General features: G+C 60.3%; 25 protein-coding genes and 1 pseudogene. 13 read left to right on the top strand and 13 right to left on the bottom strand.

Annotation, left to right across the window (positions count from 1 at the left end):
* Positions 1 to 12 precede the first annotated feature (12 nt).
* The 6 genes and pseudogenes from AUL38_RS03850 (at position 13) to AUL38_RS03875 (ending at position 5,434) form a co-directional block, all read left to right on the top strand.
* Positions 13 to 696, top strand: a complete 684-nt coding sequence (locus tag AUL38_RS03850) for a hypothetical protein (protein ID WP_059059381.1) — start codon at positions 13 to 15, stop codon at positions 694 to 696.
* Between the two features lie 12 nt (positions 697 to 708).
* Positions 709 to 1,911 (top strand): annotated as a pseudogene (locus AUL38_RS03855) (M23 family metallopeptidase); the annotation flags it as partial.
* A gap of 8 nt (positions 1,912 to 1,919) precedes the next feature.
* Positions 1,920 to 2,186, top strand: coding sequence for a DUF6112 family protein (locus tag AUL38_RS03860; protein WP_059059383.1), 267 nt, complete (start codon positions 1,920 to 1,922; stop codon positions 2,184 to 2,186).
* Between the two features lie 139 nt (positions 2,187 to 2,325).
* Positions 2,326 to 2,598 carry a DUF6112 family protein gene (locus AUL38_RS03865; RefSeq protein WP_245190222.1) on the top strand — a complete coding sequence of 91 codons (273 nt, stop codon included), beginning with the start codon at positions 2,326 to 2,328 and terminating at the stop codon, positions 2,596 to 2,598.
* Between the two features lie 34 nt (positions 2,599 to 2,632).
* On the top strand, positions 2,633 to 3,961 hold the full coding sequence (locus AUL38_RS03870) for a hypothetical protein (RefSeq protein WP_059059384.1): 1,329 nt from the start codon (positions 2,633 to 2,635) through the stop codon (positions 3,959 to 3,961).
* A 6-nt stretch (positions 3,962 to 3,967) separates the two neighbouring features.
* Positions 3,968 to 5,434, top strand: coding sequence for an SCO6880 family protein (locus AUL38_RS03875; RefSeq protein WP_059059385.1), 1,467 nt, complete (start codon positions 3,968 to 3,970; stop codon positions 5,432 to 5,434).
* A 48-nt stretch (positions 5,435 to 5,482) separates the two neighbouring features.
* Here AUL38_RS03875 and AUL38_RS03880 read toward each other — a convergent pair whose 3' ends face one another.
* From AUL38_RS03880 to AUL38_RS03895, 4 genes are all read right to left on the bottom strand, one after another.
* Positions 5,483 to 6,349 (bottom strand): hypothetical protein, encoded by an 867-nt coding sequence (locus AUL38_RS03880; RefSeq protein WP_059059491.1) that lies wholly within the window; start codon positions 6,347 to 6,349, stop codon positions 5,483 to 5,485.
* A gap of 106 nt (positions 6,350 to 6,455) precedes the next feature.
* Entirely contained in the window at positions 6,456 to 8,759 is a 2,304-nt protein-coding gene (locus tag AUL38_RS03885; protein ID WP_059059386.1) for a DUF262 domain-containing protein, read from the bottom strand.
* Positions 8,756 to 10,480 carry a DUF262 domain-containing protein gene (locus tag AUL38_RS03890; RefSeq protein ID WP_059059387.1) on the bottom strand — a complete coding sequence of 575 codons (1,725 nt, stop codon included), beginning with the start codon at positions 10,478 to 10,480 and terminating at the stop codon, positions 8,756 to 8,758. The genes AUL38_RS03885 and AUL38_RS03890 overlap by 4 nt, the downstream gene beginning before the upstream one ends.
* Positions 10,481 to 10,557: 77 nt before the next feature.
* A complete protein-coding gene (locus AUL38_RS03895) occupies positions 10,558 to 11,466 on the bottom strand; it encodes a class I SAM-dependent methyltransferase (RefSeq protein ID WP_153006457.1) in 909 nt (302 codons plus the stop codon).
* 191 nt (positions 11,467 to 11,657) lie between these two features.
* On the opposite strand from AUL38_RS03895, the gene AUL38_RS03900 reads away from it, so the two are divergent.
* Positions 11,658 to 12,440 carry a hypothetical protein gene (locus AUL38_RS03900; RefSeq protein WP_059059389.1) on the top strand — a complete coding sequence of 261 codons (783 nt, stop codon included), beginning with the start codon at positions 11,658 to 11,660 and terminating at the stop codon, positions 12,438 to 12,440.
* The gene (locus AUL38_RS03905; RefSeq protein ID WP_059059390.1) at positions 12,437 to 13,933 is read left to right on the top strand and encodes a VirB4 family type IV secretion system protein; all 1,497 of its coding nucleotides are present in this window, start codon (positions 12,437 to 12,439) and stop codon (positions 13,931 to 13,933) included. Before AUL38_RS03900 ends, AUL38_RS03905 begins: the two co-directional genes overlap by 4 nt.
* A gap of 26 nt (positions 13,934 to 13,959) precedes the next feature.
* Here AUL38_RS03905 and AUL38_RS03910 read toward each other — a convergent pair whose 3' ends face one another.
* Positions 13,960 to 14,832, bottom strand: coding sequence for a hypothetical protein (locus AUL38_RS03910; protein ID WP_153006458.1), 873 nt, complete (start codon positions 14,830 to 14,832; stop codon positions 13,960 to 13,962).
* 175 nt (positions 14,833 to 15,007) lie between these two features.
* On the opposite strand from AUL38_RS03910, the gene AUL38_RS03915 reads away from it, so the two are divergent.
* The 4 genes from AUL38_RS03915 (at position 15,008) to AUL38_RS03930 (ending at position 18,441) form a co-directional block, all read left to right on the top strand.
* Positions 15,008 to 15,538, top strand: a complete 531-nt coding sequence (locus AUL38_RS03915) for a hypothetical protein (protein ID WP_083506582.1) — start codon at positions 15,008 to 15,010, stop codon at positions 15,536 to 15,538.
* Positions 15,535 to 17,313: a type IV secretory system conjugative DNA transfer family protein gene (locus tag AUL38_RS03920; RefSeq protein WP_059059393.1), complete on the top strand. Its 1,779-nt coding sequence runs from the start codon at positions 15,535 to 15,537 to the stop codon at positions 17,311 to 17,313. The genes AUL38_RS03915 and AUL38_RS03920 overlap by 4 nt, the downstream gene beginning before the upstream one ends.
* 81 nt (positions 17,314 to 17,394) lie before the next feature.
* Positions 17,395 to 17,853, top strand: coding sequence for a single-stranded DNA-binding protein (locus tag AUL38_RS03925; RefSeq protein ID WP_059059394.1), 459 nt, complete (start codon positions 17,395 to 17,397; stop codon positions 17,851 to 17,853).
* Positions 17,854 to 17,874: 21 nt separating this feature from the next.
* Positions 17,875 to 18,441: a hypothetical protein gene (locus AUL38_RS03930; protein WP_059059395.1), complete on the top strand. Its 567-nt coding sequence runs from the start codon at positions 17,875 to 17,877 to the stop codon at positions 18,439 to 18,441.
* Positions 18,442 to 18,447: 6 nt separating this feature from the next.
* Here the strand turns inward: AUL38_RS03930 and AUL38_RS03935 are convergent, their stop codons facing one another.
* On the bottom strand, positions 18,448 to 18,813 hold the full coding sequence (locus tag AUL38_RS03935; protein WP_059059492.1) for a hypothetical protein: 366 nt from the start codon (positions 18,811 to 18,813) through the stop codon (positions 18,448 to 18,450).
* A gap of 190 nt (positions 18,814 to 19,003) precedes the next feature.
* Here AUL38_RS03935 and dprA point away from each other — a divergent pair, with 190 nt between their 5' ends.
* Positions 19,004 to 19,984, top strand: a complete 981-nt coding sequence (gene dprA / locus AUL38_RS03940; RefSeq protein WP_059059396.1) for a DNA-processing protein DprA — start codon at positions 19,004 to 19,006, stop codon at positions 19,982 to 19,984.
* 3 nt (positions 19,985 to 19,987) lie between these two features.
* On the opposite strand, the gene AUL38_RS16765 is transcribed toward dprA, so the two are convergent.
* The 7 genes from AUL38_RS16765 to AUL38_RS03970 all read right to left on the bottom strand — a co-directional run bounded on the left by AUL38_RS16765 (position 19,988) and on the right by AUL38_RS03970 (position 26,505).
* Positions 19,988 to 20,194, bottom strand: a complete 207-nt coding sequence (locus tag AUL38_RS16765; RefSeq protein ID WP_083506564.1) for an excisionase family DNA-binding protein — start codon at positions 20,192 to 20,194, stop codon at positions 19,988 to 19,990.
* A gap of 58 nt (positions 20,195 to 20,252) precedes the next feature.
* Complete coding sequence (locus AUL38_RS03945) at positions 20,253 to 21,533, bottom strand: site-specific integrase (RefSeq protein ID WP_059059397.1); 1,281 nt, start codon at positions 21,531 to 21,533, stop codon at positions 20,253 to 20,255.
* A gap of 363 nt (positions 21,534 to 21,896) precedes the next feature.
* Positions 21,897 to 22,874: a class 1b ribonucleoside-diphosphate reductase subunit beta gene (nrdF, locus tag AUL38_RS03950; RefSeq protein WP_059059398.1), complete on the bottom strand. Its 978-nt coding sequence runs from the start codon at positions 22,872 to 22,874 to the stop codon at positions 21,897 to 21,899.
* Between the two features lie 45 nt (positions 22,875 to 22,919).
* Positions 22,920 to 25,061, bottom strand: coding sequence for a class 1b ribonucleoside-diphosphate reductase subunit alpha (nrdE, locus tag AUL38_RS03955; RefSeq protein ID WP_059059399.1), 2,142 nt, complete (start codon positions 25,059 to 25,061; stop codon positions 22,920 to 22,922).
* Complete coding sequence (nrdI, locus tag AUL38_RS03960; protein WP_059059493.1) at positions 25,061 to 25,462, bottom strand: class Ib ribonucleoside-diphosphate reductase assembly flavoprotein NrdI; 402 nt, start codon at positions 25,460 to 25,462, stop codon at positions 25,061 to 25,063. The genes nrdE and nrdI overlap by 1 nt, the downstream gene beginning before the upstream one ends.
* Positions 25,463 to 25,482: 20 nt before the next feature.
* Entirely contained in the window at positions 25,483 to 25,716 is a 234-nt protein-coding gene (gene nrdH, locus AUL38_RS03965) for a glutaredoxin-like protein NrdH (protein WP_059059400.1), read from the bottom strand.
* A 429-nt stretch (positions 25,717 to 26,145) separates the two neighbouring features.
* Positions 26,146 to 26,505 (bottom strand): hypothetical protein, encoded by a 360-nt coding sequence (locus tag AUL38_RS03970; RefSeq protein WP_153006459.1) that lies wholly within the window; start codon positions 26,503 to 26,505, stop codon positions 26,146 to 26,148.
* Between the last annotated feature and the right edge of the window lie 39 nt (positions 26,506 to 26,544).

The following is a 26,544-nucleotide window of genomic DNA, read 5'->3' on the forward strand; positions in this document are numbered from 1 at the left end:
CACCTTCCAGGCATGAAGCTTCTGACCGCGCCCCGTTCACGCCGCACCCTTGTGGCCCTCTTCGCCACCTCCGTGGTGGTGCTCCTCGTCTCGGGCATTGGTGTCTATGGGCTCATCGCAGGATCCCGCGTGCCCAGCGAGTCACCCGATCCAACTTTGTCGAGCGCTGAGCAAACCACAGAGCCCTGGCATGCACCAGAGACCACAGCTCGTCAGATCCCTGCCATCCCATCCAGCACCGATCCGGAAACCTTCGCGCGCAAGGTCGCGACGGCGCTCTTTACGTGGGACACCGGCAGCGGATTCCTGCCGCTGGACTACACCGACGTCGTCCTCGATGTCGGTGACCCCACCGGCACCGAACAGCCCGGGCTCGCAGCCGACATCGCGACGTACCTACCCACCCACGATGCGTGGGTGCAATTGCGACTGTACGCAACAAGGCAGAGCTTAGAAGTTTCGTCCGTATACGTGCCGGATGCTTGGGCCGATGCGCTCGCGCAAGCTCAACGAGGCCAGCTCCCCGAAGGTGCCACCGCGTTCACGATCGAGGGAACCCGCCATCGCTCCGGCGACTGGAATGGTGACCCGGTCAGTGCCGACCAACAGGTCGCTTTCACTATTTTCATCGCCTGCCCGCCCAAAGACACCTGCCATGTCTTGCGGCTTTCACAGCTGAATAATCCGCTGCGGTAGGAAGCCCGGCTCATGATGAAGAAACTCGCGATCGCAGTCGTCGCGCTCATGTTCCTCGCACCAACACTGGGGCTCGTCACCATCGGTCTCGTGATGAATCCCGCCGCTATTGCGTGCCTCTCATCGTCAAGTCTCACACTCGGTAACGTGCCGGACTCTCTCGTGGTGACAACTGCAAATGGGGAGACGTTCACGCTCAACAAGCAACAGCTGACGCATGCCGCAACGATCATCACCGTGGGCTCAGGCATCGAAGGTGTCACACGCGATGGCGTGCAGATCGCGCTCATGGCCGCCCTCACCGAGTCAACGCTGCGGCAACTCGCGAACACGGGAACCTACCCAGAATCCGGGGACTACCCAAACGATGGAAATGGATCCGATCACGACTCGCTCGGCCTCTTTCAGATGCGCCCGCAATCGGGGTGGGGATCTGTCGCTGGCCTGATGGACCCCGAATATCAGGCTGCCGCTTTCTTCGGAGGGCCGTCGGGGCCTAACTATCCGTCGCCTCGCGGCCTGCTCGATATCCCCGGCTGGCAGAGCATGGGCAAGGGCGAAGTAGCACAAGCTGTCGAGGTGTCTGCGTACCCGGATCGGTACAACAATTACGAACCCGTTGCCGAGAAGATTCTCGCAACGCTCACGATCGGCGCCTCAACGTCGACGACGACCGCACCCTCAACGACGACTCCGCCAACGACATCACCGTCATCACCTGACGCAGTAGCGAGATCCTCCCGTGTCGTATTTCCACTGCCGGAAGGGTCCTGGGTTCATACCGGCGACTTCGGGCCGCGTATTGACCCCATAACCGGCGAAAGCGCCTTCCATACCGGCACCGATCTTGCCGCGGCCGACGGGACACCCATTCTCGCCGCAGCGGATGGAGTGGTGACCGTCGCAGAGTTCTCCGGTGGTTGGGGCGGGCTGATCGTCATCGAACACCACATCGACAGCACTACCGTCGCCACCGCGTACGCGCACATGTGGCAAACCGGCATCCACGTCACCGTCGGAGACCGTGTCATCGCCGGTCAGCACATCGGTGATGTCGGTTCATCGGGGCGTTCAACCGGACCACATTTGCATTTTGAAGTCCGTCCAGGCGGCACCTATGCGGAGGCGATCGATGCGGCGAAATGGCTCAACGATCACGACGCCGCTGATCTCCCAGAGGCGACTGCTGGTGCTGGATGTTCTGCGATGACAGGAGGCACGTCATGAATGTATTTCCAGACTTCGGCAGCATGAGCGGCATCGGTGATCTCAAGGTTGTCATCGGAGCGATGCTCACGATCATCCTCATCGTTGCCGTCCTCATGATCATCGTCAGCGCAATCATCTGGGCAATCTCGACCTCCAACGGCAACCCCGCGGTCGCTACTAAGGCACGCGCGGGGGTCTTCGTAGCTCTGGGCGCCGCGATCCTCGCAGGTGGCGGCGTGACCTGGCTGAACTGGCTCATTCATTTGGGCGAGCAGTTGTAGCGCTCTGCCGCATTCCGGCGAACGGGAACGGGCTGTGCACCTGGCTCTCGACAATGTTTCGTCTGCCGCCGTCGGCGGTGTTCACGCAAAAGGAGCCATCGTGTTTGAACTCATCACGACCATCGCCGCAGTCCTGCCGATGGACATCGACATCACACCGAATGACTCCGGCCTGCCGGGGATCGCGCAGTTGCGGACCATCGTCGGAGCCGTCATGACCGTCGGGCTCATCCTTTCCGTACTCGCGCTGATCATCTCCGCGATCGTGTGGGGATTCGGATCGAACTCGTCGAACCCGCACCTCGCGGGTCGCGGCAAGCTCGGTGTACTCATCTCGTGTGGTGCGGCAGTCATCTGCGGCGCATCCGTGACCCTGATCAATTTCTTCTGGAACGTCGGACAGCAGGTCTGAGGCTCACCCATCCACTACTTCAGGGAAGCCTGCGATGAGTGTCTGCGATATCCCCGTCATATCCAACGTCTGCGATGCCGTCGGTGAAGGCGCCGCGACTCTGGTGTCGGCGCCTTTCGACTGGCTCGCCTCCACGATGGGTCAAGCCGCGGGCTGGCTCATCGAAGCCATGTGGACTGTCTTCGACAGCACGACTCTCGTGGACGTCCAATCAGAGGGTTACCTCGATGTCTACAACCTGCTCTTTGGCATCGGTGTCTTCATCGTCTTGTTGTTCTTCTGCTTCCAACTCGTCCTCGGCCTCATCAGACGCGAGCCCGCCGCGCTCTCCCGCGCAGCACTCGGCGCAGCCAAAGCCGTTCTCGGCTCCTTCGTCGTCATCACGTTGACGGCAACTGCTCTGGAGATTGTGGATCAGTTGTGCATCGGGGTCGTTCAGGCCGCAGGCGAGACCACTGAAACCATGGGTGACAAGATCGCCCTCCTCACCGCCGGGCTCACCACAATCAACATCGCGGCTCCAGGCGTCGGCGCGATCGTTACGATCTTCCTCGCCGGGCTGATGATCTGTGCGGTCGCGATTGTCTGGTTCTCGCTCCTGATCCGTAAAGCGTTGTTGCTCGTTGCGATCGTGCTCGCACCCATCGCATTCGCTGGAGCGGCCTGGGATGTCACCCGCGGATGGATCGGTAAATGGGCCGCGTTCGTTGTCGCGCTCATCATCTCCAAGCTCGTCCTCGTCGTCGTGTTCCTCATCGCGATCACTCAGGTCTCAACGCCGATTGAGGCCGATTTGTCTTCCGTGACTGAACCGATCTCAGGCATCGTGCTGCTATTCATTGCAGCCTTCGCGCCATACATGGTCTACCGGTTCATCTCGTTCCTCGGCTTCGATCTTTACCACGCGATGGGAAGCGAGCAAGAAGCAAAGAGCGCCGTGAACCGGCCCGTGCCGGTGCCGTCGAAACCGCAGAGCGACGGAGTCAAGAAGGTGCTCGATGGTGGCTCCGGCGGCGGTGCGACGCCGAACGCCAGTCCCGCAGCAACCGGTGCGCCCCGCACCTCTGCTTCAGCTGCCGGTGCGGGCACAGGATCTGGCGCGGGGGCCAGCGGTGCTGCCGCGGCGGCTGGCCCCGCGGCAGCGGTCGTCATCGGCGCGGAGGTCGTCAAAGGTGCCGCTACTGCCGGACCTCAGCTCGGAGGCGCTGTTGGCGGGACGGCCGAATCGGCGGCCGCTGGTGCGGATGGATCGGACGCAGCTCCAGCTGCACACCCTTCAACGCCTCAGCCTCCCACGCCTCGATCGGACCCTGCACCGCCCAGGCACCAGCCTCCGCAGCCGCACTCGACCGGGAAGGAATAACCCACCATGTCGAAGACATATAACGATCAGCGAGCCGGTGATCTCGTCCCGGTGAAGTTCTCTCGGCTGACGCGACGGGGCGTTCTGCTTGGCCTGTCGCTCTCGCAGCTGATCGCCCTCGGACTTGGCGTCGGATCACTGGTGTGGGCGTTCTACGCCGGAGGCGGCATGTTCATCGCGTTCTCGGCACCCGTGTGGCTCTCCGCCGCAGCGACGGCCTGGATCCGGATCTCTGGACGGGCGATCGTCGAATGGATTCCCGTCATTTTCTGGTGGCTCTGGAAGACCTCCGGTGGCCAGTTACTCTATCGGCGACGCGTTGTGAGGCCACGGCCTGAGGGTTCGCTCGCGCTGCCCGGCGACATGGCGCGGCTGCGTGAGTATGAGGATCCGATCACGGGCGCCGGGATGGTTCATGACCCGACCGCGAGCACTCTCACCGCCATCGTTGCGGTTTCACACCCAGCATTCGTGCTCCTCGATCCTGGCGAGCAGGAGCGGCGCGTCAGTTCTTGGGGGCGTGTGCTTGCGACCGTGTGCCGATCCGGTCGACTCTCGATGCTGCAAGTGCTTGAGCGCACACTGCCAGACTCCGGCACCGGACTCGCAGAATGGTGGGCGTCACACGGCAGTGCCGACGGTTCGTGGGCGTCAACAACGTATGCCGAACTGATTGAACGCGCCGGGCCCGCCGGAGAGCGCCACGCCACGACACTTTCCCTCTCGCTCGACATGCAAGGAGCGGCACGGCAGATCCGCACTGCCGGTGGCGGAATCCGCGGCGCTGCGGCTGTTCTCCGCCAAGAGATGTCCACGCTGGTTGCGGCGCTGCGATCAGCAGACCTCGCTCCGTCGGATTGGCTGTCGTGCGGCGAGATCGCTGTGATCCTACGTTCCGCGTATGACCCTGCGATCGCAGCGACACTCGAACGCCACGGTGAACTCGGCCAGTCGCTTGCCACCGCGGGGCCCGTCGCCGTGAACGAGTCGTGGTCAAGGCTGCGCACAGACTCGGCCTTCCACGCAGTGTTGTGGATCTCGGAATGGCCCCGCTCGGTGGTCTACCCCGGGTTCTTAGCACCGGTGCTCTTGTCGAGCGGGATCCAGCGGTCCTTCTCGCTGCTTTGCACCCCGATGCGCTCGGACCAGGCGGCGCGCGATATCCGCAAGAAGAAGACAGAGTACATCTCAGACGCGGCCCAGCGCCAGCGCATCGGTCAGATCGAGGATGCCTCGCAGACCGCCGAGTTTCAGGATGTGCTCCAGCAGGAAGCCGACCTCACCGCGGGACACGGAATCTTGCGTTACACAGGACTCATCTCGGTCTCAGCACGAACCGCTGACGAACTCGACGCGGCTGTCGCCGCGATCGAGCAGGCCGCGATTCAAGCTTCATGCGAGACGAGACTCCTCGTCGGCCAGCAGGCTCAGGCGTTCACTGCCGCGGCGCTACCGTTATGTCGAGTGGTGTGATGGCACCGCACGCGAAGGCATTTTCACCGGGGTTCGCTGGCTGTGTAGTCAGGCGTTTTCGGTCTGTTCATCATTGTGCTCAGGGGACTCGTCTTGCGCTACAACAAGCTCGTCCTGGGGTGAATCGTCAACGACTTCTAAATCGATCACCGTAGTGTCTTCGTTACGGTGGCCGGGCTTCGTCAATTCCAAACTTGCCAGATGCTTCTGAAGTCGCTTCGACATTGGAAGGAACGTGGCGAGGGTGAGGCCGCCCGAGAGAACGGCACCCACGATCGGGATGGCCTTAGCAACGCCACTCGCAAACAGCTTCTTTGTCATGCTGACGCCGATGTATCCCGCGACTTTCTTGACCACGGGATAGATGAGGCCCTTGGTGAGCGCCTGTTGAGGCAGCTTTTTAGCTACATTCGCGGCAATCATTCCGGCGACTTTTGCCACTCCTCCCTGAGCAATCTGGACACCGAACATGACACCAACGAAAAGGGTCAGAACACTCTCTGTCGCCTCATCGATTTCCTCACCCTCGGCAAAGAGATCAGGCCAGCTGTACAGGTACGCAAGCTTTTGTGCAATACGCAGCATATGGCCCATGTACTGAACAAGATCGGCTGGCACAGTGCCAATCATTGCGAGACCACCAGGTATCCCTGCAACTGTGGATAGCCCGGTCACCTTTGAAGTCTCGTACTTGATTGACGTGTTCGCGGCCTGTGTGACAATCGAAAGCGGTATCCCTGCGGCAGCTGGACTCTCGTTAACGGCAAGCTCGATTTGTTCGGCAGTGCAGTACCGCTTCAGTGAGGCACGCAGATACGCCGCTCGATTGATCCGAACACCGGGCAACTTTGCAGCCGCGTCCAGCACCTGGGTGAATTTGGTCCCCGGATTCTCAATTACTTTGGTGTCCGTCATGGGACCAATCGTACTGATGAGCACCGACATCGAGAGGAATAAGGCGTGCACTTCACCTGGCAACTGCATGCCCAGGTTGTGCAGCACCGCTTACGGCGGCAATCGGTTAGAGTCCGGCCGCAACCAGGTCCTGAAGCAGGGCGGAACATTTACGTACACGATCCTCGCTGTCGATAGCCTCTCCGGTGTGGCTATTCTGCTCAACACGCAAGAATGATTCGACTGCGCCGTGTCGCTCACACACCTGTTGCCAGAGTGCAGCAGCACGTTCGTCAAGAGGAGCGCTCAGCTCGAATCCTTCATTGATGCATCGAATCCCACCCTCGCTTTTGGTAAGTCGGAGCCACCTTGGTTCTGTTTCGTAGCCTCGGAACCACGGGTCGCGGACAGCGTCGCCGACGCCACTCTGGTTCCAGACTGCCAGTAGGAAGGGGTCGCGGTAGTACGCCGACCCGGTGAGACTGTCGGTCCTGAGCATGCACATCGAGTAGTTCCAAGTGCCGTTCGCCCGGAGGTGTTCACCGAAGTAGATGCCCGTCCTTCCCTCGCGCATCTCGTCATATGCGGCAAGGTAGTAGCGCCAGTCGAACCGTTGCGCTTCGCGGCATTGTGTCAAGAACTCGGTGATGATCGATAAGAGAGTTTCAGACGTACTCGCGGCGCCGCCCGCCACCGCATCAAGCACCCGGTTCAGCGCTAAACGGAGCGCGGCGCTTTTCTCACGTCCTCTTCGTGTGAACACGTCACGCCAACGGCTCTCTTGCTCGCTGGAACCGAATTGGTAGCCACGCTGTCCGAGCGGGAGCCCGTAGTTCGTTTCATTGGCGAGGAGCACAGCGGTCAGTTGCGGCCAAAGCTCCTTCGGAGTGATCCTCTCGAACGCCTCGACGCGTGACGCGAGTCTGTCGGGTTCCAGGTCGAAAGCAAAAACTCTGCCTCGTAATAGCGGATGATCTTCAAGTCGATGAAGCACGGCGACTTGGTCCGGATGTGCGACAAGATACTTTCGCTTTTCAATCTCGTCCATTACGCGGTCTTGATTGAAACCACGAAGGTCCTCGAGTTCACCAGTGCGGATAAGACGTTCAGTGCTCTGGAGCAGATCGGGCATGCGCTCCTCTCGGACCTCATCGTCTGCCCGGTCGGTCAGATTGCGCAGGACTCTGAGCCGCGCCTGGATTTCTGTGGTGTCGAATTGCCGATGGATCAGGGTCGCGAATAAGAAAAGGGTCTCGGATAGCGTGAACAGACGCGCGCGACCACGTTTCTGCCCGTAGCGGCGGCAGCAATCCTGGAAGAGGTTCGGATTCGCTGAATCGAAAAGCAGAACCTGGTCCCCAACCGATGCTCCAGTATCCGACGCGCTCGCCAGATGAACTCCGAAAACTTCACCAATATCGACCGGACGCCTCGACGTGGGTTCGACCCATGTGTCGAAGGCATGGAAAAGAAATGCCACGTTGGTCTCGTCGCCTGCGGCGAAGGCGCGTTCCGCGCGGTCAAGCAGTCGACCCTGTGACGGCACTCCTTGCCGCCACTCGCAGACCTCGATAATGAACTCGAGGTATCTGAGGAACTCATCGTCAACGATGTAGTCACCGTCGTGGTAAGGCCAAAGCACATCAGCCCAAGCGCCATCGATCTTATGGACAAGCTCCCTGAACCGATCCGGCGCCAGAGCATTCGCGAGGATCTTCTCGAACCGGGCCTTGAAGTTCTCGAACTCGGTCAGGGGCTTCCCGCGTGAGTTCATCTTGATGTAGAGCTCTTCACCAGACGGCATGTCATCAATCGGAAGAAAATGGAAGGAAATCGGCGGGCTAACGGTGTCGACAAGTCGATCCCAAACGAAGGAGAGGACGACATGCTCTCCACTCAGTCGTTCGTGAATGGCATCAAGCATCACAAGCATTGACTGAACCGTTGGATCGTGGCGCCAACTAAACAGGTACCATGGCTGGTCGGTGATCCAGCTTGACGGCCTGACGAAGCTATCGGTGAGCGGGTGCTTAGGGCTGACCAGCTGTCGGCAGAAATGCTCCGCTGTTTGACGGGTCGCGTAGGAGAATCTCAGCCAGGTACTCGCCTCTTCAAGTCGCCCAAGCCGCGCAGCGACATACCAGTGGATCAGGAAGAGCGTTGTGAGTCGTTGTTGCCCGTCGAGGGGACGGAGAACGTGCGTTTCGCGGCTGATTTCACCGTAGACGAAGTCGAGGTCGACCGGGTCTCCTCCAGTGACTGCTCCGACCAGCACGTCAAGGAAGTCCCGCCGAATCACTTCGACATCGGCGCCCTGGCGTCCTTGCGCATAGTCGCGCTGGATGAGCGGGATCTCGACAAGGTTCACCGTGGGCATGCCGTCATGTCGAGGTTGAAACATTCCGACAAAAGAAGTCTTGTAGCCCTTCATACGAGCTCCTCATCGGGTAGGAGATAGGGCGTGAGCGCCGTTTGGATCGCGGCCAAGTAGGACACTCGGTCCGCAACACTCCAGTAGTGAACCTGTTGCGCGTCGGCAACTGTGTAGTACTTCAAAAACACGTTCCGCGTGCAAGCTGGGATGTATGAACCGGCGCGATCCCGTCGCAGAATTTCTTGACGCTTGACTTCGAAAACCGAGTTGCTCAAAGCGCTGTTGTCTCCGCTGGCAAGCAACGCAAGATTTGAGATCGAGTGGATACTCTCATCGGCATCCGATGACGTGAGTGCCGACTCCACTTTCGCCTTCACAGAGTCGAAACGGGGACCAATCCCGTGCGAACGTTCGTCCTCGATTGCTTCTAACACTTCATCGATCTCAGCAATCAGTCTGGACTGCGTATTCGTGCCGAGATCAGGAACGCTGAGGAGTGCATGACGATGCAGCCGCAACCATTCAGCCCAGATCTTCTCGTCCCGTTTGAGCGGTTGAGTGTTCTGGGCGTGAATATGCTCCAGAGACCATGCTCCCCGCGCATGTGCTCGGAACGAGTACCGTTCGGATGATTCCGCACGGGTCCGCACGGTCTCGACATTCATGAGTAGAAGCGCTTCCTCGCACTTCCTACCTTTCGATTCATAGTCGAGCTCGGTCAGTTGCTCTGCCGTGAGGCTGAGCCGATCCCGAATCCTGCTGTCGAGTGCATAGTGGAGTGCGCTCTGTGTCAGCCCAGCTGTGGAGTCGAGGAGTGCCGCAAATGATTCACCGACCGCGACGAGGTAGCCAATCTTGTGGAAGATGTCGCGATCTTCATACCAACCCACGATAAGCGAGTGGAGCCTGACAACGTCATCCCAGAATGCTTGCGGGTCGCTCTCTATCTTCGGCCGAAGAGTCTCGAAGGTGTGGTACCTGGGCCGATGCCGCCCCTCGGTGTTACCTCCGATCCGGTCAGCGAGGGTGTCAAGAATGAGCCCGATGTGCGTGGCTTCGTCTTCATGCCTAGCTGTAATGAAGGACCAGACCTCAGGCGTACGCAATTCTCGTTCGAAGCCATCCCACTGGGCGGCAATCTGCTCACTCTTATCGGCGACACCAGGCATGCGCCGACTGCTGGAAAGGACGAGCGCCTTCACTAGCTCTGAATCTGTGAGTGGGATGCGTCCGACGTTGAGTCGAGTAAATAGCGAGACCGAATCGAATTCAGGCTCATCAGGAGCCTCATACCAAATGACTTTTACGCTCTCGAAGAGGTAGCCGTAGAGCTTGTTCGCAGCCCACTGTTGTCTGTGATCGTGTGCTTCAAACCACGCACGGATGTGTTCATAGGCGACATAGATGTGATGAAAGTCGATGTTGTGCTCACGCTCATCAGCATTTGGAGCCTGAAGGAACGCCTGACTCCCCTCACGCGTCTCGTACTCCATCGTGTATCCAGCACCCGCACTTTGCAGTCCGTGTGTCTGCATGAAATTGAAAATTAGATACAAGGTCGTAAGGCGTTGCTGGCCGTCGATGAGCTCTAAGCGGCCATCCGGCATCGCCTTCACGACAATGGGCTGAAGATAGTATGGTTTCCCTTCGCTGGCCCAAATATCTGAGAGAAGTCGATCTACTTCATCCGCACCCCAGCGATAGCCACGCTGGTATGCAGGGACGTAGAACGCACCAGTGATGTCACCCACGGTCTTGGGTTCCAGGAGCGCATCCATCGATCCCCTTTCGCTGTCCAGTTCGTCGTAACTGGTTGTTCTCTCGATCGGCCCCAGTCTACTGAGCCGGTGCGCTCTCACGCCGAGACTGTAGCCGTGCCGGGCAGGATAGAGGCGATGTGTCGCCCGATACGAATCTGCGATGTCGCCGATGCTGTGGCTGCGTGTAGCGAGTCTCCAGCGAGATGCGAATCGAGGTCCACGTCCTTCTGTGAAGTATCGGGCGCGTAGTGCATGAGCAGTACGTCACGCTTCGCTCTAGAGCGAAGCTGCTCGATCTCTTCAGGCGCGAGATGCGAGGCAGAGCCGCCGAGAACGAGAACAGTGTCGTACCTGCTTCCACACAGAACGCGTCGCCGCTCAGCCTCCGCGTAGGTCATAGGATGAACGCCCGCGAGGACGGGATGCTTCATAACGAGGGCGTTAAGCATCGCGTTGGACGGGTCGATGCCGACGTAGCGCACCGGCTCCACGAGCCCCAAGTCGAGCGGGAGTCCGGTTCCGCACCCTACATCGAGCGTGCGCCACAACTTCTCGCCGAACGTTGCGTGGACGAGACTCGCGGTTGCCTGTTTTTCACTCTCGGTCATCCCGTGAGCTCGATCCCATCTGGTGGCCAAGCCATCGTAACCGGACGTTATTTCAGAGGTAGTTCGAGGCATGTTCTGGATGCCGTAGACGTGCTCCACGCGGCCACGGTTGATGAGTGTCACGGTGTCGTCGTCGATGGTGCTGCCCTGCATGTCCCAGTGCTTCCACCCCATGGGTGTCACCAAGTAGATGCGAGTGTCCTTGTAGAACTTCATCGGCTCGCCATATGTCCGGATGACATGGGCTGCCCGAGCAACGTCATCATCGCTCAGCCCAGGGGTCTTGCCTGCTACGACGTACTCATGCGGCGCCCCAGCCGCATACGTCGTGGCAAACTGCCAATCGAGTTCGGCTTCAAGGTTTAGCCACCAGCTCAGGTCGGTTTTCGTGATCACGGTCATCTCCTCGTCTCACACGGCCCTCGAAGTCCGTGCTCACCAAGTATCGACGCGACCACTGACATTTCGTATCGGACTGCGGTCAGAGTGATTGGGGTTCAGCCGAGATCCGTCCGACCTCCACTTGAGAATCTCCGAGCGCACCTTTCCAATGTTCAAGTTCTTACTTCGATTGTTGGGAGGTCACCATGCCCACGTTCTATGATCCCGGCGCTGATGCCGGTGAAGCATCCGAGGCATTGCGCGGGCTCGCGCACGCCACACGCTCGTTCGAGAATCCGCAGGATCTGTATAGCGTGCTCGGTTACCTGCTGTCCGGTGTGCGATCTCTCAAACAGGTACTCGATCAGCTCGCTACCGCGCATGCCGAGAATCGTCCTCGCGCGCTTGATGACCACGGCGACCAAGCCATCGGTTCGAAGGACGCTCTTGTGGCCGCCGACGAACTCCACCAGGCCGCAACTCTGATCGACCAGGCAGAAGAGCGACTCGACGCAGCGGCAGCGGCTACGAGCCGCGTTGCTTGGCGCGACGATCCAGCCGCAAACGTACCCCAGGCTGCTCGATGGATCAGCGTCGTCTTCTTGCAAGGCCAAGAGGCAGGCGACGTGCTGGACATGATCGATGCCGACGGCGCTCTCGCCGGGCTCGACCATCTAAAGTCCTGGGACTTTGGTGACGAGACCACCAGCGCAGCGATGGAAAACGGCTACGTTTACAACGTTCCGCCGAGCGGCCCACTTGAGCGTGAGGTACGAGATGGCGATTACCATCTCGCTTACAGCCACAGCTTCGAGCACGTCGCCCTGTATCGACTCCATGGTGTTGCATCAGCTGACCAACTACCCGACGACAACAGAACACCTTGCATTCCATCGGCATCGAACCGGACCCGTGAGCAACAGCGAACGTCGTGGTTCGAGCCCGCCAGCATCACCGCGATCAAGCAGCAGCGGGGACTGGGACTATGAGCCACGATGATTCCGAGCGCCTGCACACCTCGGTCCTCGTCGCTCCAGCATCCGAGAAGCGACGCGTGCGTAAGCAGCGTAGTCAGGCGGCCGCGAAGTTACAGGCTGAGCAGCAGAGAGCTGAACATCAGGCGGCGCGCGCAAAGTACGCCGCCGAATTGGCAGAGCACCGGGCGACCACGTACCTCCCGGCAGCTGGAGAGCCAGGACCTGCCCAGCTGCGTTCGCCCGGAAAACTTCGCCTGCCGCGGCATCAAGATACTTCGGCGACCCTCGCTGGTGCCTACCCATTCCTGGCCGAAGGCGGCCTCGGGCCTGACGGGGTTTTCGTTGGGCAGGATCTGTACTCCGGTGGGTCTTTCGTATACGACCCATGGGTGCTCTATGCGCGCGGCTTGATCACTGCCCCAAATCTCGTGCTCGCGGGCATTGTCGGCTCTGGAAAGTCCAGCTTGGCAAAGAGCCTCTATACCCGGTCCCTTCCGTTCGGGCGCCGTGTCTACGTTCCTGGCGATCCGAAGGGCGAGCACACCGCGGTAGCCGAAGCCGTCGGCGGCAAAGCAATCGTTCTCGGTCATGGACTCTCTACCCGACTGAATCCTCTCGACGACGGCTATCGACCTGCAGGAATGAGTGAGGAAAGCTGGGCATCCACCGTCTCAGCACGACGGCGCGATCTCATCGGTGCACTCGCGGAAACAGTTCTGACGCGCCCGCTCACTCCACTGGAACACACGTCGATCGACACAGCACTGACCGAGGTCGTGCGCAGAAACGATGTACCGATCCTTCCGATGGTCGTCGATCACATCCTTGCCCCGACTCCTGAGGCGGATCTCGACGGACGTCTCGCCGAGGACGGACGTCTCGTAGGGCATGCGCTGCGGCGGTTGGTCTCCGGCGACCTCGCCGGGCTCTTCGATGGCCCGTCGACAGTCACATTCGATCCGACATTGCCGATGATCTCGCTTGACCTGTCACGGGTGACAGAGAACTCGACGCTAATGTCGGTGCTCATGACTTGCTCGTCGGCATGGATGGAGTCCGCACTCCTCGACCCGAACGGTGGCCAGCGCTGGTGTATCTACGACGAGGCATGGCGTCTCATGTCTCATCCGGCGTTGCTGCGACGCATGGATGCTCACTGGCGGCTGGCGCGCCACTACGGGATCGCAAACATGCTGATCTTTCACAAGCTAACTGATCTGGAGAACGTCGGGGATCAGGGATCCGCAATGCGAGCCCTCGCCAACAGCCTGCTCGCGAATGCCGAAACGCGGATCATCTACCGGCAGGAGTCCGATCAGCTTGGAGCAACTGCGAGAGCACTCGGACTGACCGGTACCGAGCAGAAGTTGCTGCCGGGGCTCGGCGTTGGCCAGGGGCTTTGGCGGATCAAAGATCGCTCATTCGTTTGCCAACACCAGCTGCACCCCGCCGAGCTGGAACTCTTCGACACGACGGGGCGGATGACGCCAAGTCAGCTCAACTAGGTCAAGATCCAAATCCGTAAGTAGGATCAATCCGCCTTGAGCCTGTCGGAAATTTTCAGGAGATAGATCACTAGCGTGGCAAGTCTCGAGAATAGATAGTCCTGCCCTTCCGGACGAGGCACCGGATGTTTGTCGGTCTCGTGATGCCTTATTCGAAACTCGTTTCCAATCTTGGTGAGGGCGACCATCTCATCATCAATCTTTTCGCGAAGTGGCTCCGAATCGACTCTCCGGAGCAATGCTGCAACCTGTGCCTTCTTGTCCTTTCCTGGCTCAATTGTCTTGAGCCGTTCGAAAGCATCCCATAACTTTTCGAGGCCGCTCTGGCGATCTTGTGATTTTGGAGAACGAAATAGTTCGCGAGCTTCAACGATGAGCGCATCAAGTTCTTCGTCGCCTGTATCCGGCTGAAGATCCACGAGCGCAGCTCGCACCTCCGGCGTACCTATGCGTTCGATTTTGCCCTGGTCTGTGATCTCAAATAGCGTCGCTCCAGCTCGAAGCATCTCGTTTATCTCGTCTCTGAATGCACTTCTGCCTTTTCGCTCATCAAATTCGAGCTCATAGTGGCGCATGAAATCATGCCAGCGCTGGTTCTTTGGAGTCGCGACACGGGACGCGAAGAACTCGATTAGGTCGAAGAGCACTCCATCGCTGACATCCTCGCCAGGGGGCCATTCGAGGTCTGAAACTAAGGCTTCCATCGTTCTTTTCGCATGACGGAGGTCGGTTCCGCAGATAGTGTTGCCGTCTGAGCAATACTCCGGAAACTGATGAGCAAGCATATTTCGATTGAGCGAACCCGTAAGAACCGCGACAATTCCTCGTTTGGTTGGCAAAGGGAGGATCTCGAATACGCGTGGTCGAGACCCTTCAGTTCGTTCACGGTAAAGTTCCACGCTAATCGTCCCCTCCTGCAGTCGAGACTCCATTCTGTCGCAAGCACCACTTGTGGCGCTCATAAACGACCTCTACCAGCAGCGAGATTGCCATTCCTCGTCTCAACGTTGTTCACAGCTGCATAAAGATCACGGCCACTCTTAAAAGTTGAATCTAGCTGTGCACCTACACGGCATGAACAGTCAGAACGCGTCCTTCGACAATCCCACGCAAATTACTCTGCCGCTAGCCGTGGTCACCGTTGGAGAGATGGGCGCGGTGAGCGTCACAGTCGATGGTGATGAGTTCCGTCCACCAAACCAGGCCGAGCATTGGACTCGGACGCGGTTCGGCGAGCTGCTCGATGCGCTCACACTTGGCCGTAAACGCACGGTAAGGATTGAGGTGCACGAGATCGATGGCTCCATTTTCACCGACATCATCCACGCAGTGCGAAAAGAACGCGTCGCAGTCAATGTCGAGCAGCCTAATGCGATGCGGCGAGCGCGGCACCGCCCAGCGCATCAGCTGTTCGAGATTACCGGGTCCGGGTTCATTCCTGGCGAAGACGTCACCGTTGCGCTGGGAGTGTCCAGCGCCGAGGGATCCGCTGATGGAAAGGCTCGTGGGCTCGTCGACCTGAGCCAGTTGGCGGATCACCGTTCAGAGATCATGCTCATCGGACGCGTTTCGGGCGTTATCGTCTCGGAACGCTTACCGTCATGAGTGCTCCACACGCGCAGGGGCGTGGTCTCGGCGATGAGTTGACCAACGCCTTGATGATTGTCCTTGTCGCAGTCTTTGGTGTTGCCGTAGTCCTGCGAGCAGCAGGTTCGATTTCTGCCTTCCTCACTGGGACAACGCAACCAGATGTCGGAATTGCCGGTGGTGTCAACGTTCTCTTTGATCCGTTGGACCCGGCGGCGGCACTCCAGGCGCCCGCGCTCAATGCGATCATCTACTGGGCGGTGGCTATGACGTTGCTTCTCGGACTCGGTGGCGCGATCGGCTGGACCGGGATGAGGTGGCGTCGCCATTCTCGAGCCGCGGATGCCGATCCGCACAAGCTCGCGGGCACTGCCACGAGCCACGAGGTCGTAGCCAATGCGTCCGCGAAGTCGCTCTTGCACCGGGCTGCCACGCTTCGTCCTTCGCTGGAAAAGCCAATGCCTGAGGACGTGGGCTACTTGTTGGGCCGGTCACGTGGCAATCAGATTTGGGCCAGCGTCGAAGACTCGATCTTGCTGATCGGGCCACCGCGCTCAGGCAAAGGTCTGCACATCGTCATCCCGGCGATCCTTGATGCACCGGGCGCGGTCGTCACGACGTCGACGAGGCCCGACAACCTCACCGCAACGCTCAGAGCACGAGCGCGGCTCGGGCCGGTCGCCGTCTTCGATCCACAACGCCTCGCTGAAGGTATCCCTGCCGGGCTGCGGTGGTCTCCGATCCGCGGATGTGAGGATCCACTCACCGCAATGATCCGGGCAACCGGGCTGGCCGCGGCCACCGAGTTGTCTTCGGGCGGCGTCGAAGGCGGCGGGTTCTGGGAGGGAAAGACGCGCATTGCGTTGCAGGCACTCTTGCACGCTGCAGCTCTCGACCACCGCAGCCCGACTGAACTCTTCCGGTGGACGCTCGATCCTTCGGCGGCGGCCGAAGCAGTTGCAATCTTGATCGGGTCGCCACACGCCGCAACGGGTTGGGCCGAGTCGCTGGAGGCGATGCTCGATGCCGACCCGCGCACGCGTGACAGCATCTGGCAGGGTGTTTCCCTCGCGCTCTCGGCACTGGCAGATCCGCGGGTGCTCGATGCCGTCAGTCCGTCGGACGGTGAGCACTTCGACCCCGAGACGTTCATTCGCAGTCGCGGCACGCTCTATCTACTGGCAACCGGTGCGGGTGCTGGGAACAGTTCTGCTCTCGTCGCGGCATTCGTCGAAGACCTCGTCGAGACGGCCCGCCGCATGGCCGCACGATCACCGGGCGCCCGGCTTGATCCGCCGCTACTACTCGCACTCGATGAGATCGGAAACCTCGCACCGCTCCCCTCGCTCCCGACACTCATGGCAGAAGGTGGCGGCACGGGGATCACCACGATGCCCGTGCTCCAGTCACTCGCCCAAGCGCGAGACAAATGGTCCGAGAATCAAGCGGCGGCCATCTGGGATGCCAGCATCGCAAAGATCATCCTCGGCGGCGCATCCAACTCACGCGACCTCCAAGACCTCTCCACGCTGATCGGAGAACGAGACGAGTTCACTAACTCGATCACGTTGGGTGACTACGGTTCGCGCTCGAACCAGCGCTCCATTCGCCGCGTTCCGATCCTGCCACCCGACCGCATTCGAACCCTGCCATTTGGCACTGGGGTCATCTTGCTGCGATCGGCACCGCCGATCATCACCGACCTGCATCCGTGGCCGAAGCGGACCGACAGCCCACAGCTCAAAGCCGATCGCACGGTGGTTGAGGCATTGCTGGAACGCCCCGCAACGTAGCGATTCGCGCGGGAATCCAAGCGCACCTTCCTGTTGCAGTGACCGAACAAAGCCGGTCACCCGAGCAGACAGGAAGAGAACATGTCGATTCACACGCAAGAATCCGTCTCAGGCTTTGTCGCCACCGACCCCAAGCTGACGACCTCGACAAACGGAAACCAGCGTCTCTATTTCCGCTTTGGGCAGGAGCATTTTCGTCGCGAAGAGGACGGCAGCTTCACGCAGCTCGAGACGAGCTTCCATCATCTCGTCATGTTTGGGCGCTCAGCGGAACTGGCAAATGAACGGTTCACGAAAGGCGACAACTTCATCGCCGTGGGCTATCACCGCCCCGTGAGTTATGAACGTGAGGGCCAAGCTGTCGAAAGCGATGAATTCGTGGCGAAGCGCATCGGCCATGATGCTGTTCGCACCCGGTACGACGTGGATCGCTCACCTCGCAAAGTTGCAGGCCAAGACGCTCCCGCGCGGGATCAGAGTCGAGCGTTTGAATCCCCCGCACAGCGATCAGTATTCAGCCCACCGGCGCTCGGCCTCTAACGCACGAATGGAGATCGAAGCATGAACGCTCAGGAGGATCCTGATGAAAGCGATGACCGCACTCACGCACCGTGGGGCGATGGCAATCTGGCGGCTGAACCGCCACACCCAGTCAACTGGAACCTGCTCACCTCGCACGACCTTGAACAAGAGCTGCTTGAACTCAATCGCTGGGTGGACTGGCTCCGACTGGAGTACGGGCTCCCAGCGTCAGTGATCCCACCGCTCTGGCACCGACACCCCGAGCTGCTCTGGGAGCTGTCTGCGCTCAATCTGCACTGGCTCTGCGCCTATGACGCGAACCAAGACGGCTCTGCCCCACTGGGCTGGCATCGAGACTTCGCTGACGCGCGGCAGCGGCTCCGTGACTGGGTGGCTGCGAGTGGCACCCGTCTCGATCGAGACCGGCCCACACGGCTGACAATCTGGCCCGGTGAGGATCACACGGTCGAAAACGTCGAGCAGGTCATCACTGACCGCGATGCCGACTTCGTACAATTCGTCGTCGACCAGGTTCAAGTACGCGAAGCCGCCGAAGATGCCTTTTACGCGAGTATCGACGAGCACACGGGAGAAGTGCCCAACTAATCGCCGTCACCGGCTGAGCAAAGTGTTGGGCTCAGCCGGTGACTCGTGCATGGCTACCTCTCTGCGGGCGACTGCCTCAAAATGCTTCCACCGCAACAACAGCATCACGCTGACCGGGCCCATGACGATGAACTTTATTGCGTTCCAGATACAGATCATGATCACGAGGTGTAGCCACCCCGGCTGACCGTGATCGATCAGGTCTAAACACCACACGGCAGCCAGCGCGTAGGGCACGGCAAGCAACATCGCTGGCACACCCCACTTCAGCCCACGACGCCGCCGAATGAAAGCGATGAGGATGTTGGTCGGCATGCAGTGCTGCATGAACGAGCGAACGTAGATACTCAAGATCCAGATTGAGCGAATCATGGCGGGCCTCCCGATATACATACTTCCCCGAAGAGGAGGCGACATATGATCGAGTTCCCGTGAGGGCCACCCCGAAGGGCCTATTACTTGTGGACGTGCCTCACCTTCCAATGAACGCCCGCTTTTGCAGATGCGAAAGGGTCAGATGAGGCGCACCTTCTAGAAGAAGTCACTCTCGAAGGAGGCCACCATGCCCGCGCTCACCGCTCTTGCTAGGGATGATCGATCCGCCCGCGTATTGCTGTCGATGATCGACGCCCCCGGCAACGTCACCACGGGAAACCTGCTCGCCGAGGTAGGCGCAGCAGAGCTGATCTCAATCGCCGAGGGGGACGGCACGGTCCCGGGCATGGATCGCGTTGAGGCTGCGGTGTGGCGCGATCGGCTCCTTTCAGCTGCCACCCCGGATCTCCTTGCCGAGCGAATAGTTGAGGCCAGCAAGTTCCGTGTAATCATTCCCAGCGACCCCGACTGGCCAACGTCACTCAACGATCTCGGCGCTCGTGCCCCATACGCGCTCTGGGCAAAGGGACGCACGGAGTTGCTCGCTGAGCCGCTCCCGCAGCGCATCACCGTCACGGGCGCCCGCGCCGCCACCTCATACGGCGCACACGTCACCGACGAACTGTGCGGGGACCTCGCTCAAGACGGTAGAACGCTGGTAGCCGGGGCCGCGTACGGGATCGAGGCCTCCGCACACCGTGCCGCCCTCATTCGAGATGCGAACACGATCGCGGTGCTCGCTTCTGGCGTCGATCGCCCATACCCCGCGGGCCACGCTGACCTCATCGATCGCATTGCCCGAGAGGGCCTGGTGCTGTCCGAGGTGCCACCGTCGGTCGCGCCGACTCGCCAGCGGTTTATCGACCGATCGCGCATCCTCGCCGCTCTGTCGAGCGCGATAATCATCGTTGAAGCAGGATCCCGGTCAGGTTCGTTGCACACGGCCACCGAGGCGGCGCAGCTTGGACGCCTCGTCGGCGCAGTCCCCGGGCCGGTAACGAGTGCCGCCAGCACGGGCACCAACCTGCTGCTGCAAAGCGGTCACGCCCGTGTCATTACCGATGGAGCCGACATCGCACGAATACTAGAGGGCGAAGCAAACGCCCCCGCGCGGAGTGTGATCCGAGCGGGGGCGCCGCATACCTCACCCAAAAGTCGGGTGCTGTAGCTGCTACCTTGCCGTTGGCATCTCTACGACCAGACTCTGTCGAAGCTCGTCGAGGTCAACGCGAATGAGGCGCCCGACCCGATACCCGCGGATGGTGCCGTCAGCGATTCGACGTCTGATGGTCTTGACCGAAACTCCCAGGTTCTCGGCCGCGACCGCCAATGGAACCAGCGCGGATTCGTGTGCATCAGATGGAGTGCGAGCAGTCATGGTGTTACCTCCCTGTAAGCGAATGAGTGTCACTCCACAGGTGTCCGCGGCTGTCCTGTTAGGTCTCCTCTCCCCCAGCACCTTCTTTCTTCGCTCGGGCAATACTCGAGCTGACACGGTCACTCATACGGTCGGCCAGCTCCCGGTCTCGGTTCATCGTGGCGTGCTGGTAGCGCAGCACGATGTGGATGTCAGCGTGCCCGCCCCGCCGCATCAGCTCCGCGAGCGTCGCCCCCTCTTGTGCGAAGATCGTCAGCCCCGTGTGCCTCAGGTCATGAAACCTGAAGCGATGAGGCAGCCCCGCGACTCCATCTCGCACGTCGGCCCAGATGTATCCCCACCGGGTGTTCGACAGCGGGATGCTCCCCCGACGGTCGGCGGGGAGCACAGGCGCCTTCGCGTCGGACGAAACGTAGTCCTCCAAGTGCTGCTGCAGGCGACCGATCATGAGCTTCGGAATACTGAGGGATCGCCTGCCAGCCTCACTCTTCAGGTCGGTGTAGCCACCGGTGTTGGCGTTGAGCTGGCGCCGCACATGCAGCGTGGCACTTCCGTCGTCATGCCACTCGATATCACGACGCTGCAAGCCGAGGCACTCACCTCGGCGCAGCTGACACCATGCCGCGAGCAGCACCGCGATAGCCCACTGATCTGGAACCGCCTCGTACAGTGCTTCAACCTGTATGGGATTCGCAACGTCTTCACCCGCGTCGTGGTCTGCGTCGTGCCTCACCGACTCTTGCCGCGGTACCGAGACATTCGGTGCCGCCGGGATGATGCCGTCTCGTGCGGCCTGCCGAAGGATCATCATGAGCACGATGAGCACCGGTCTCGTAATGCCGTTGAACTTCGAGTTCGGGTTGAGCGGCGCGGGGATCTGATCAAGCCGGTCCGTCATCACCTTGATGCGGGCGGCGTCGATCTCGCGCACCGGAGTGCTTCCGAACTCTGGAACGAGGTAGCCGGTAACCTTCCCCTGGTACGAGCGCACCGTACCAACCGCCCGTTTCTTACCGCTGCGATTGGGTTCGGTACGGATCATTTCAAGCCAACGCTTGGAATACTCCTCGAAGCCCAACGACTGCGCCTGTTCGATCTCCAGCTCGGCTTGCAGCCGCGCTGCGATCTCCTCCGGTGGCTCCCAAAGGCCCCGTGCCATCTTCGATTGCACCCCGGCAAGCCAGGTTCGTGCATCCGTTTTGGTGAGAAAGGTGAGCGGCCGGTCTTGATCGGTTCTGGCCGTGTAGGTCGTTCCGTCGAGTCCTGGGTATCGAGCTTGCCAGCGGCCCGATGGGAGCTTGCGCAGGCTCCCCCAATTCTCGCGTTTGCTGTTGCTCATGATGCCCTCCCATGGACTCGAACGGACGCTGGCGGACCGTCGTGCCACTTCGTGCCACTCGACCTCACACCCCTCCTAGATCCGCATGATTCCGCGGATCTCCGGGGGTTGATTCGATCGTTCGTGGCACGAAGTGGCACGGCTTGGGCGGTGCAGCAACCGCAAATTCCGGTCGCTACCTCGCCCTCCTTCCGCATGGAAGGTGCGCGCGTGCCATCCCCGTGCCACTTCGGGTGGGTATTCCTGTTCATTTCTGTTCTCCTCTGTCTTTCGACTGGGAGACACGAAAACGCCCCTGATCTGCGAAAACTCGCGGATCAGGGGCGTGAACAGGTATTTACCTGGAGCCTCTAGAAAGAAATCTTAGAAGTCCCAGTCCTCGTCCTCGGTGGCCTCAGCCTTACCAATGACGTACGACGAGCCCGAGCCCGAGAAGAAGTCGTGGTTCTCGTCGGCGTTCGGCGAGAGCGCCGACAGGATCGCCGGGTTCACGTCGGTCATTTCCTTGGGGAACATCGGGTCGTAGCCGAGGTTCATGAGCGCCTTGTTCGCGTTGTAGTGCAGGAACTTCTTGACGTCCTCGGTGAGGCCCACCGGGTCGTAGAGATCCTGCGTGTACAGCACCTCGTTCTCGTAGAGATCGTAGAGCAGCGCGAGGGTGTACTCCTTAAGCTCTTCCTGACGTTCCGGAGTCTCCTTCTCGACCGCCTTCTGGTACTTGTACCCGATGTAGTAGCCGTGCACGGCCTCGTCGCGAATGATCAGGCGGATGAGGTCTGCCGTGTTCGTCAGCTTCGCCTTCGACGACCAGTAGATCGGCAGGTAGAAGCCCGAGTAGAACAGGAACGACTCGAGCAGCGTCGAGGCGATCTTGCGCTTCAGCGGGTCTTCACCCTCGTAGTAGTCGACGATGATCTGCGCCTTCTTCTGCAGCGCCACGTTCTCGTTCGACCAGCGGAACGCGTCATCGATCTCCTGCGTCGACGCGAGCGTCGAGAAGATCGACGAGTAGCTCTTCGCGTGCACCGACTCCATGAACGCGATGTTCGTGAGTACGGCTTCCTCGTGCGGGGTCGACGCGTCGGGAATCAGCGAGACGGCGCCGACGGTGCCCTGGATCGTGTCGAGCAGGGTGAGGCCGGTGAACACGCGCATGGTGAGCAGCTGCTCGTCAGGCGTGAGCGTCGCCCACGACTGTACGTCGTTCGAGAGCGGCACCTTCTCGGGGAGCCAGAAGTTGTTCACGAGGCGGTTCCACACCTCGAGATCCTTCTCGTCCTCGATCCGGTTCCAGTTAATCGCCTGCACCGGGTGTCCCAGTTTGAACGGCTTCGGGTTCATGCTGTTTACAGTCCTTCGTATGTCTGATCGTCGCGGCTGTGCTCGTTAGAGCATGCAGCTGACGCACTCTTCCATGTCGGTGCCCTCGAGCGCGAGCTGGCGCAGGCGGATGTAGTAGATCGTCTTGATCCCCTTGCGCCACGCGTAGATCTGCGCCTTGTTGATGTCGCGCGTCGTCGCAGTGTCCTTGAAGAACAGCGTGAGCGACAGGCCCTGATCGACGTGCTGCGTTGCCGCGGCGTAGGTGTCGATGATCTTCTCGGGGCCGATCTCGTAGGCATCCTCGTAGAACTCGAGGTTGTCGTTCGTCATGAACGGAGCCGGGTAGTAGACGCGGCCGAGCTTGCCTTCCTTGCGGATCTCCACCTTCGACGCGATCGGGTGGATCGAGCTCGTCGAGTTGTTGATGTAGGAGATCGAGCCGGTCGGCGGCACAGCCTGGAGGTTCTGGTTGTAGATACCGTGCTCCATGATGCTCGCCTTCAGCGCGCGCCAATCGTCCTGCGTCGGGATCTCGACGCCGGCCTGCGCGAAGAGCTCGGCACCCCGAACGGTCGCGGGCTCCCAGACCTCGTCGGTGTACTTGTCGAAGAACTCGCCCGACGCGTACTTCGAATCCTCGAAGCCGCCGAAGACCTGCTTCCGCTCCATCGCGATCTTGTTCGACGCGGTGAGCGCGTGGAACAGCACGGTGTAGAAGTAGATGTTCGTGAAGTCGATGCCCTCTTCGGAGCCGTAGTGCACGTGCTCACGAGCGAGGTAACCGTGGAGGTTCATCTGGCCGAGGCCGATGGCGTGCGACTGCGCGTTGCCGTCTTCGATCGACCGCACCGAACGGATGGCGCTCATGTCGCTGACCGCGGTGAGCGAGCGGATCGCGAGATCAACGGTGCCACCGAAGTCGCCGCCGTCCATCGCCATCGCGATGTTCATCGAGCCAAGGTTGCAGGAGATGTCCTTGCCGATCTCCTTGTAGCTGAGGTCCTCGTTGTACGTGGTCGGGGTGTTGACCTGGAGGATCTCGGAGCAGAGGTTCGACATGTTGATGCGGCCCTTGATCGGGTTCGCCTTGTTCACGGTGTCTTCGAACACGATGTACGGGTATCCCGACTCGAACTGCAGCTCTGCCACCGTCTGGAAGAAGTGGCGTGCGCTGATCTTCGTCTTCGAGATGCGCGAATCGTCGACCATCTCGTAATACTTCTCGGAGACCGAGATATCGCCGAACGGGATCCCGTAGACGCGCTCGACGTCGTACGGCGAGAACAGGTACATGTCCTCGTTCTTCTTCGCGAGTTCGAACGTGATGTCGGGCACGACAACGCCGAGCGAGAGCGTCTTGATGCGGATCTTCTCGTCCGCGTTCTCGCGCTTCGTGTCGAGGAACTTCATGATGTCGGGGTGGTGCGCCGAGAGGTACACCGCGCCGGCACCCTGGCGTGCGCCGAGCTGGTTCGCGTAGCTGAAGCTGTCTTCGAGAAGCTTCATCACGGGGATGATGCCCGAGGACTGGTTCTCGATCTTCTTGATCGGGGCACCGGCCTCGCGCACGTTCGAGAGTGACAGTGCGACGCCGCCGCCGCGCTTCGACAACTGCAGCGAGGAGTTGATGCCGCGCGAGATCGACTCCATGTTGTCCTCAACACGAAGCAGGAAGCAGGAGACGAGCTCGCCGCGCTGCGCCTTACCGAGGTTCAGGAAGGTCGGAGTTGCCGGCTGGAAGCGGCCCGAAATCATCTCGCGCATGAAGCCGCGCGCGAGCTCCTCGTTGCCCTGGGCGAGCCCGAGCGAGACCATGACCACGCGATCCTCGAAGCGCTCAAGGTAGCGCTTGCCGTCGAACGTCTTCAGCGCGTACGAGGTGAAGAACTTGAATGCGCCGAGGAAGGCTGGGAAGCGGAACTTCAGGGCGTATGCCTCGTCGGTGAGCTGCTCGACGAACTTCGTCGAGTACTGGTCGAGCAGCGCCTTCTCGTAGTAGTCGTTGTCGATGAGGTAGCGCAGGCGCTCCTCGAAGTTGTGGAAGAACACCATGTTCTGGTTGACGTGCTGCAGGAAGTACTGCCTGGCAGCCTCGCGATCCTTGTCGAACTGGATCTTGCCATTTGCATCGTACAGATTCAGCATCGCGTTCAGCGAGTGGTAGTCCATCTCGCTAATCTTCGATGACTCAAGCCCCGGCTCCATTACTGCTGTTTCCAAAACTTATCCAATCCTTTTTGGACGGCTGTGACGTCGTCCGGTGTTCCAAACACTTCAAATCGATACAGAAAGGGCACCTGGCATTTGCGGGAAATAATGTCGCCCGCAATACAGAAGCCCTCTCCAAAGTTGAGGTTGCCCGCGGCAATTACGCCCCGAATGAGTGATCTGTTCTGCTCGTCGTTGAGGAACTTGATCACCTGTTTCGGAACCGCTCGTAGCGCGGGCCCCCCGCCGTAGGTTGGCACAAGAAGCACGTAGGGTTCGGTGACCTCTAGCGGCTCTTCTCGCGCGTACAACGGAATGCGTTTTGCTGGCATACCGAGCTTCTCAACGAAGCGGTGCGTGTTCCCCGAAACGCTGGAAAAATACACCAAATTACTCACGGTAACCACACATCACAGAGCTAGAGCATCCGACCGGCGAGCTCCGCGATCTTGTCGGGACGGAAACCCGACCAGTGCTCATCATCGGTGACCACAACTGGCGCCTGCAGGTAGCCCAATTCCTTGACCGCCTGCAGTGCAGTTTCGTCCTCGGAAAGGTCGAGAACTTCGTACTCGATGCCCTTGCTGTCGAGAGCTCGGTAGGTTGCCGTGCACTGCACGCACGACGGCTTGGTGTAGACCGTAACTGCCATTTTTATGCCCTTCCCTCAAAAGTCTTTGCTCGTGTGAGCCACAACATCTAGTGAACCACACCGGGGGCGACCACAAGATGATGTAGTTACAGCGATGTAGTTTTCTCGAAGCTTTCCACCGATGATTGGTTGAACTTGGGGAGAACTTTTGGCGCAGTTCCGCCCCAAATCGGAGGTTATCCACAAGCTGGGGAGACAAAAAGAATTTTCATCCACTGCCCAGCCTCGGCGTGTCGCGAGAAGCTCCACACCCCTACATATTGCAACGCCTGAGAGGCGCCTTTTATGCCCGTATGAGCGCCTGCCTCAGCCCCAAGATTTCGCGTGTTTCGTGTCCCTGGCATCACCGCTCGCGGCCGCTACAGCGACCCGAGTGGGACACATCGCACACAACCCAAGAGAGCTCGCCTGTGTGGGCCGCCGCGGGGCTCACTCGACAGCAATCGGCCAGAGGAGTTCCGTTCCGTCGGGTTGGAACCAGCGGAGCACGAGCATCGCGTCGTGCGCCGCAGCGGCGGCATCCGCCCCACTGCCACGCACGACGACGCGCACCCGCTCGCCCGGCTCCACTGTCCTCGGAAGCGAGAGCCCGAGCATTCCGGCGCCGGACAGCGCGAACCGCACCGAGAGCGCGGTCTCGGTGCCGCGGTGCTCGATCTCGATCACCCCGAGCCCGCGGCGCACCACGCGCCAGGGCACCGGCACCGGCGCCGGGCCCGCGCGCACAGGCCGCACTGCTCCTGACGAGCGCGACGGAAGCGTTCGGGTGCTGAGTCGAAACGGGGCCATGCGGAGAGAGTAGCCGCAACCTCTGACACCGCTGCCACG

The organism is Leucobacter sp. G161, from assembly GCF_001482305.1.
Classification (GTDB): Bacteria; Actinomycetota; Actinomycetes; order Actinomycetales; family Microbacteriaceae; genus Leucobacter.

Coding starts and splice junctions, on each gene's coding strand:
- AUL38_RS03850 (WP_059059381.1), top strand. CDS start 13: ATGAAGCTTCTGACCGCGCCCCGTTCACGCCGCACCCTTGTGGCCCTC.
- AUL38_RS03860 (WP_059059383.1), top strand. CDS start 1,920: ATGAATGTATTTCCAGACTTCGGCAGCATGAGCGGCATCGGTGATCTC.
- AUL38_RS03865 (WP_245190222.1), top strand. CDS start 2,326: ATGGACATCGACATCACACCGAATGACTCCGGCCTGCCGGGGATCGCG.
- AUL38_RS03870 (WP_059059384.1), top strand. CDS start 2,633: ATGAGTGTCTGCGATATCCCCGTCATATCCAACGTCTGCGATGCCGTC.
- AUL38_RS03875 (WP_059059385.1), top strand. CDS start 3,968: ATGTCGAAGACATATAACGATCAGCGAGCCGGTGATCTCGTCCCGGTG.
- AUL38_RS03880 (WP_059059491.1), bottom strand. CDS start 6,349: ATGACGGACACCAAAGTAATTGAGAATCCGGGGACCAAATTCACCCAG.
- AUL38_RS03885 (WP_059059386.1), bottom strand. CDS start 8,759: ATGAAGGGCTACAAGACTTCTTTTGTCGGAATGTTTCAACCTCGACAT.
- AUL38_RS03890 (WP_059059387.1), bottom strand. CDS start 10,480: ATGGATGCGCTCCTGGAACCCAAGACCGTGGGTGACATCACTGGTGCG.
- AUL38_RS03900 (WP_059059389.1), top strand. CDS start 11,658: ATGCCCACGTTCTATGATCCCGGCGCTGATGCCGGTGAAGCATCCGAG.
- AUL38_RS03905 (WP_059059390.1), top strand. CDS start 12,437: ATGAGCCACGATGATTCCGAGCGCCTGCACACCTCGGTCCTCGTCGCT.
- AUL38_RS03915 (WP_083506582.1), top strand. CDS start 15,008: ATGAACAGTCAGAACGCGTCCTTCGACAATCCCACGCAAATTACTCTG.
- AUL38_RS03920 (WP_059059393.1), top strand. CDS start 15,535: ATGAGTGCTCCACACGCGCAGGGGCGTGGTCTCGGCGATGAGTTGACC.
- AUL38_RS03925 (WP_059059394.1), top strand. CDS start 17,395: ATGTCGATTCACACGCAAGAATCCGTCTCAGGCTTTGTCGCCACCGAC.
- AUL38_RS03930 (WP_059059395.1), top strand. CDS start 17,875: ATGAACGCTCAGGAGGATCCTGATGAAAGCGATGACCGCACTCACGCA.
- AUL38_RS03935 (WP_059059492.1), bottom strand. CDS start 18,813: ATGATTCGCTCAATCTGGATCTTGAGTATCTACGTTCGCTCGTTCATG.
- dprA (WP_059059396.1), top strand. CDS start 19,004: ATGCCCGCGCTCACCGCTCTTGCTAGGGATGATCGATCCGCCCGCGTA.
- AUL38_RS16765 (WP_083506564.1), bottom strand. CDS start 20,194: ATGACTGCTCGCACTCCATCTGATGCACACGAATCCGCGCTGGTTCCA.
- AUL38_RS03945 (WP_059059397.1), bottom strand. CDS start 21,533: ATGAGCAACAGCAAACGCGAGAATTGGGGGAGCCTGCGCAAGCTCCCA.
- nrdF (WP_059059398.1), bottom strand. CDS start 22,874: ATGAACCCGAAGCCGTTCAAACTGGGACACCCGGTGCAGGCGATTAAC.
- nrdE (WP_059059399.1), bottom strand. CDS start 25,061: ATGGAGCCGGGGCTTGAGTCATCGAAGATTAGCGAGATGGACTACCAC.
- nrdH (WP_059059400.1), bottom strand. CDS start 25,716: ATGGCAGTTACGGTCTACACCAAGCCGTCGTGCGTGCAGTGCACGGCA.
- AUL38_RS03970 (WP_153006459.1), bottom strand. CDS start 26,505: ATGGCCCCGTTTCGACTCAGCACCCGAACGCTTCCGTCGCGCTCGTCA.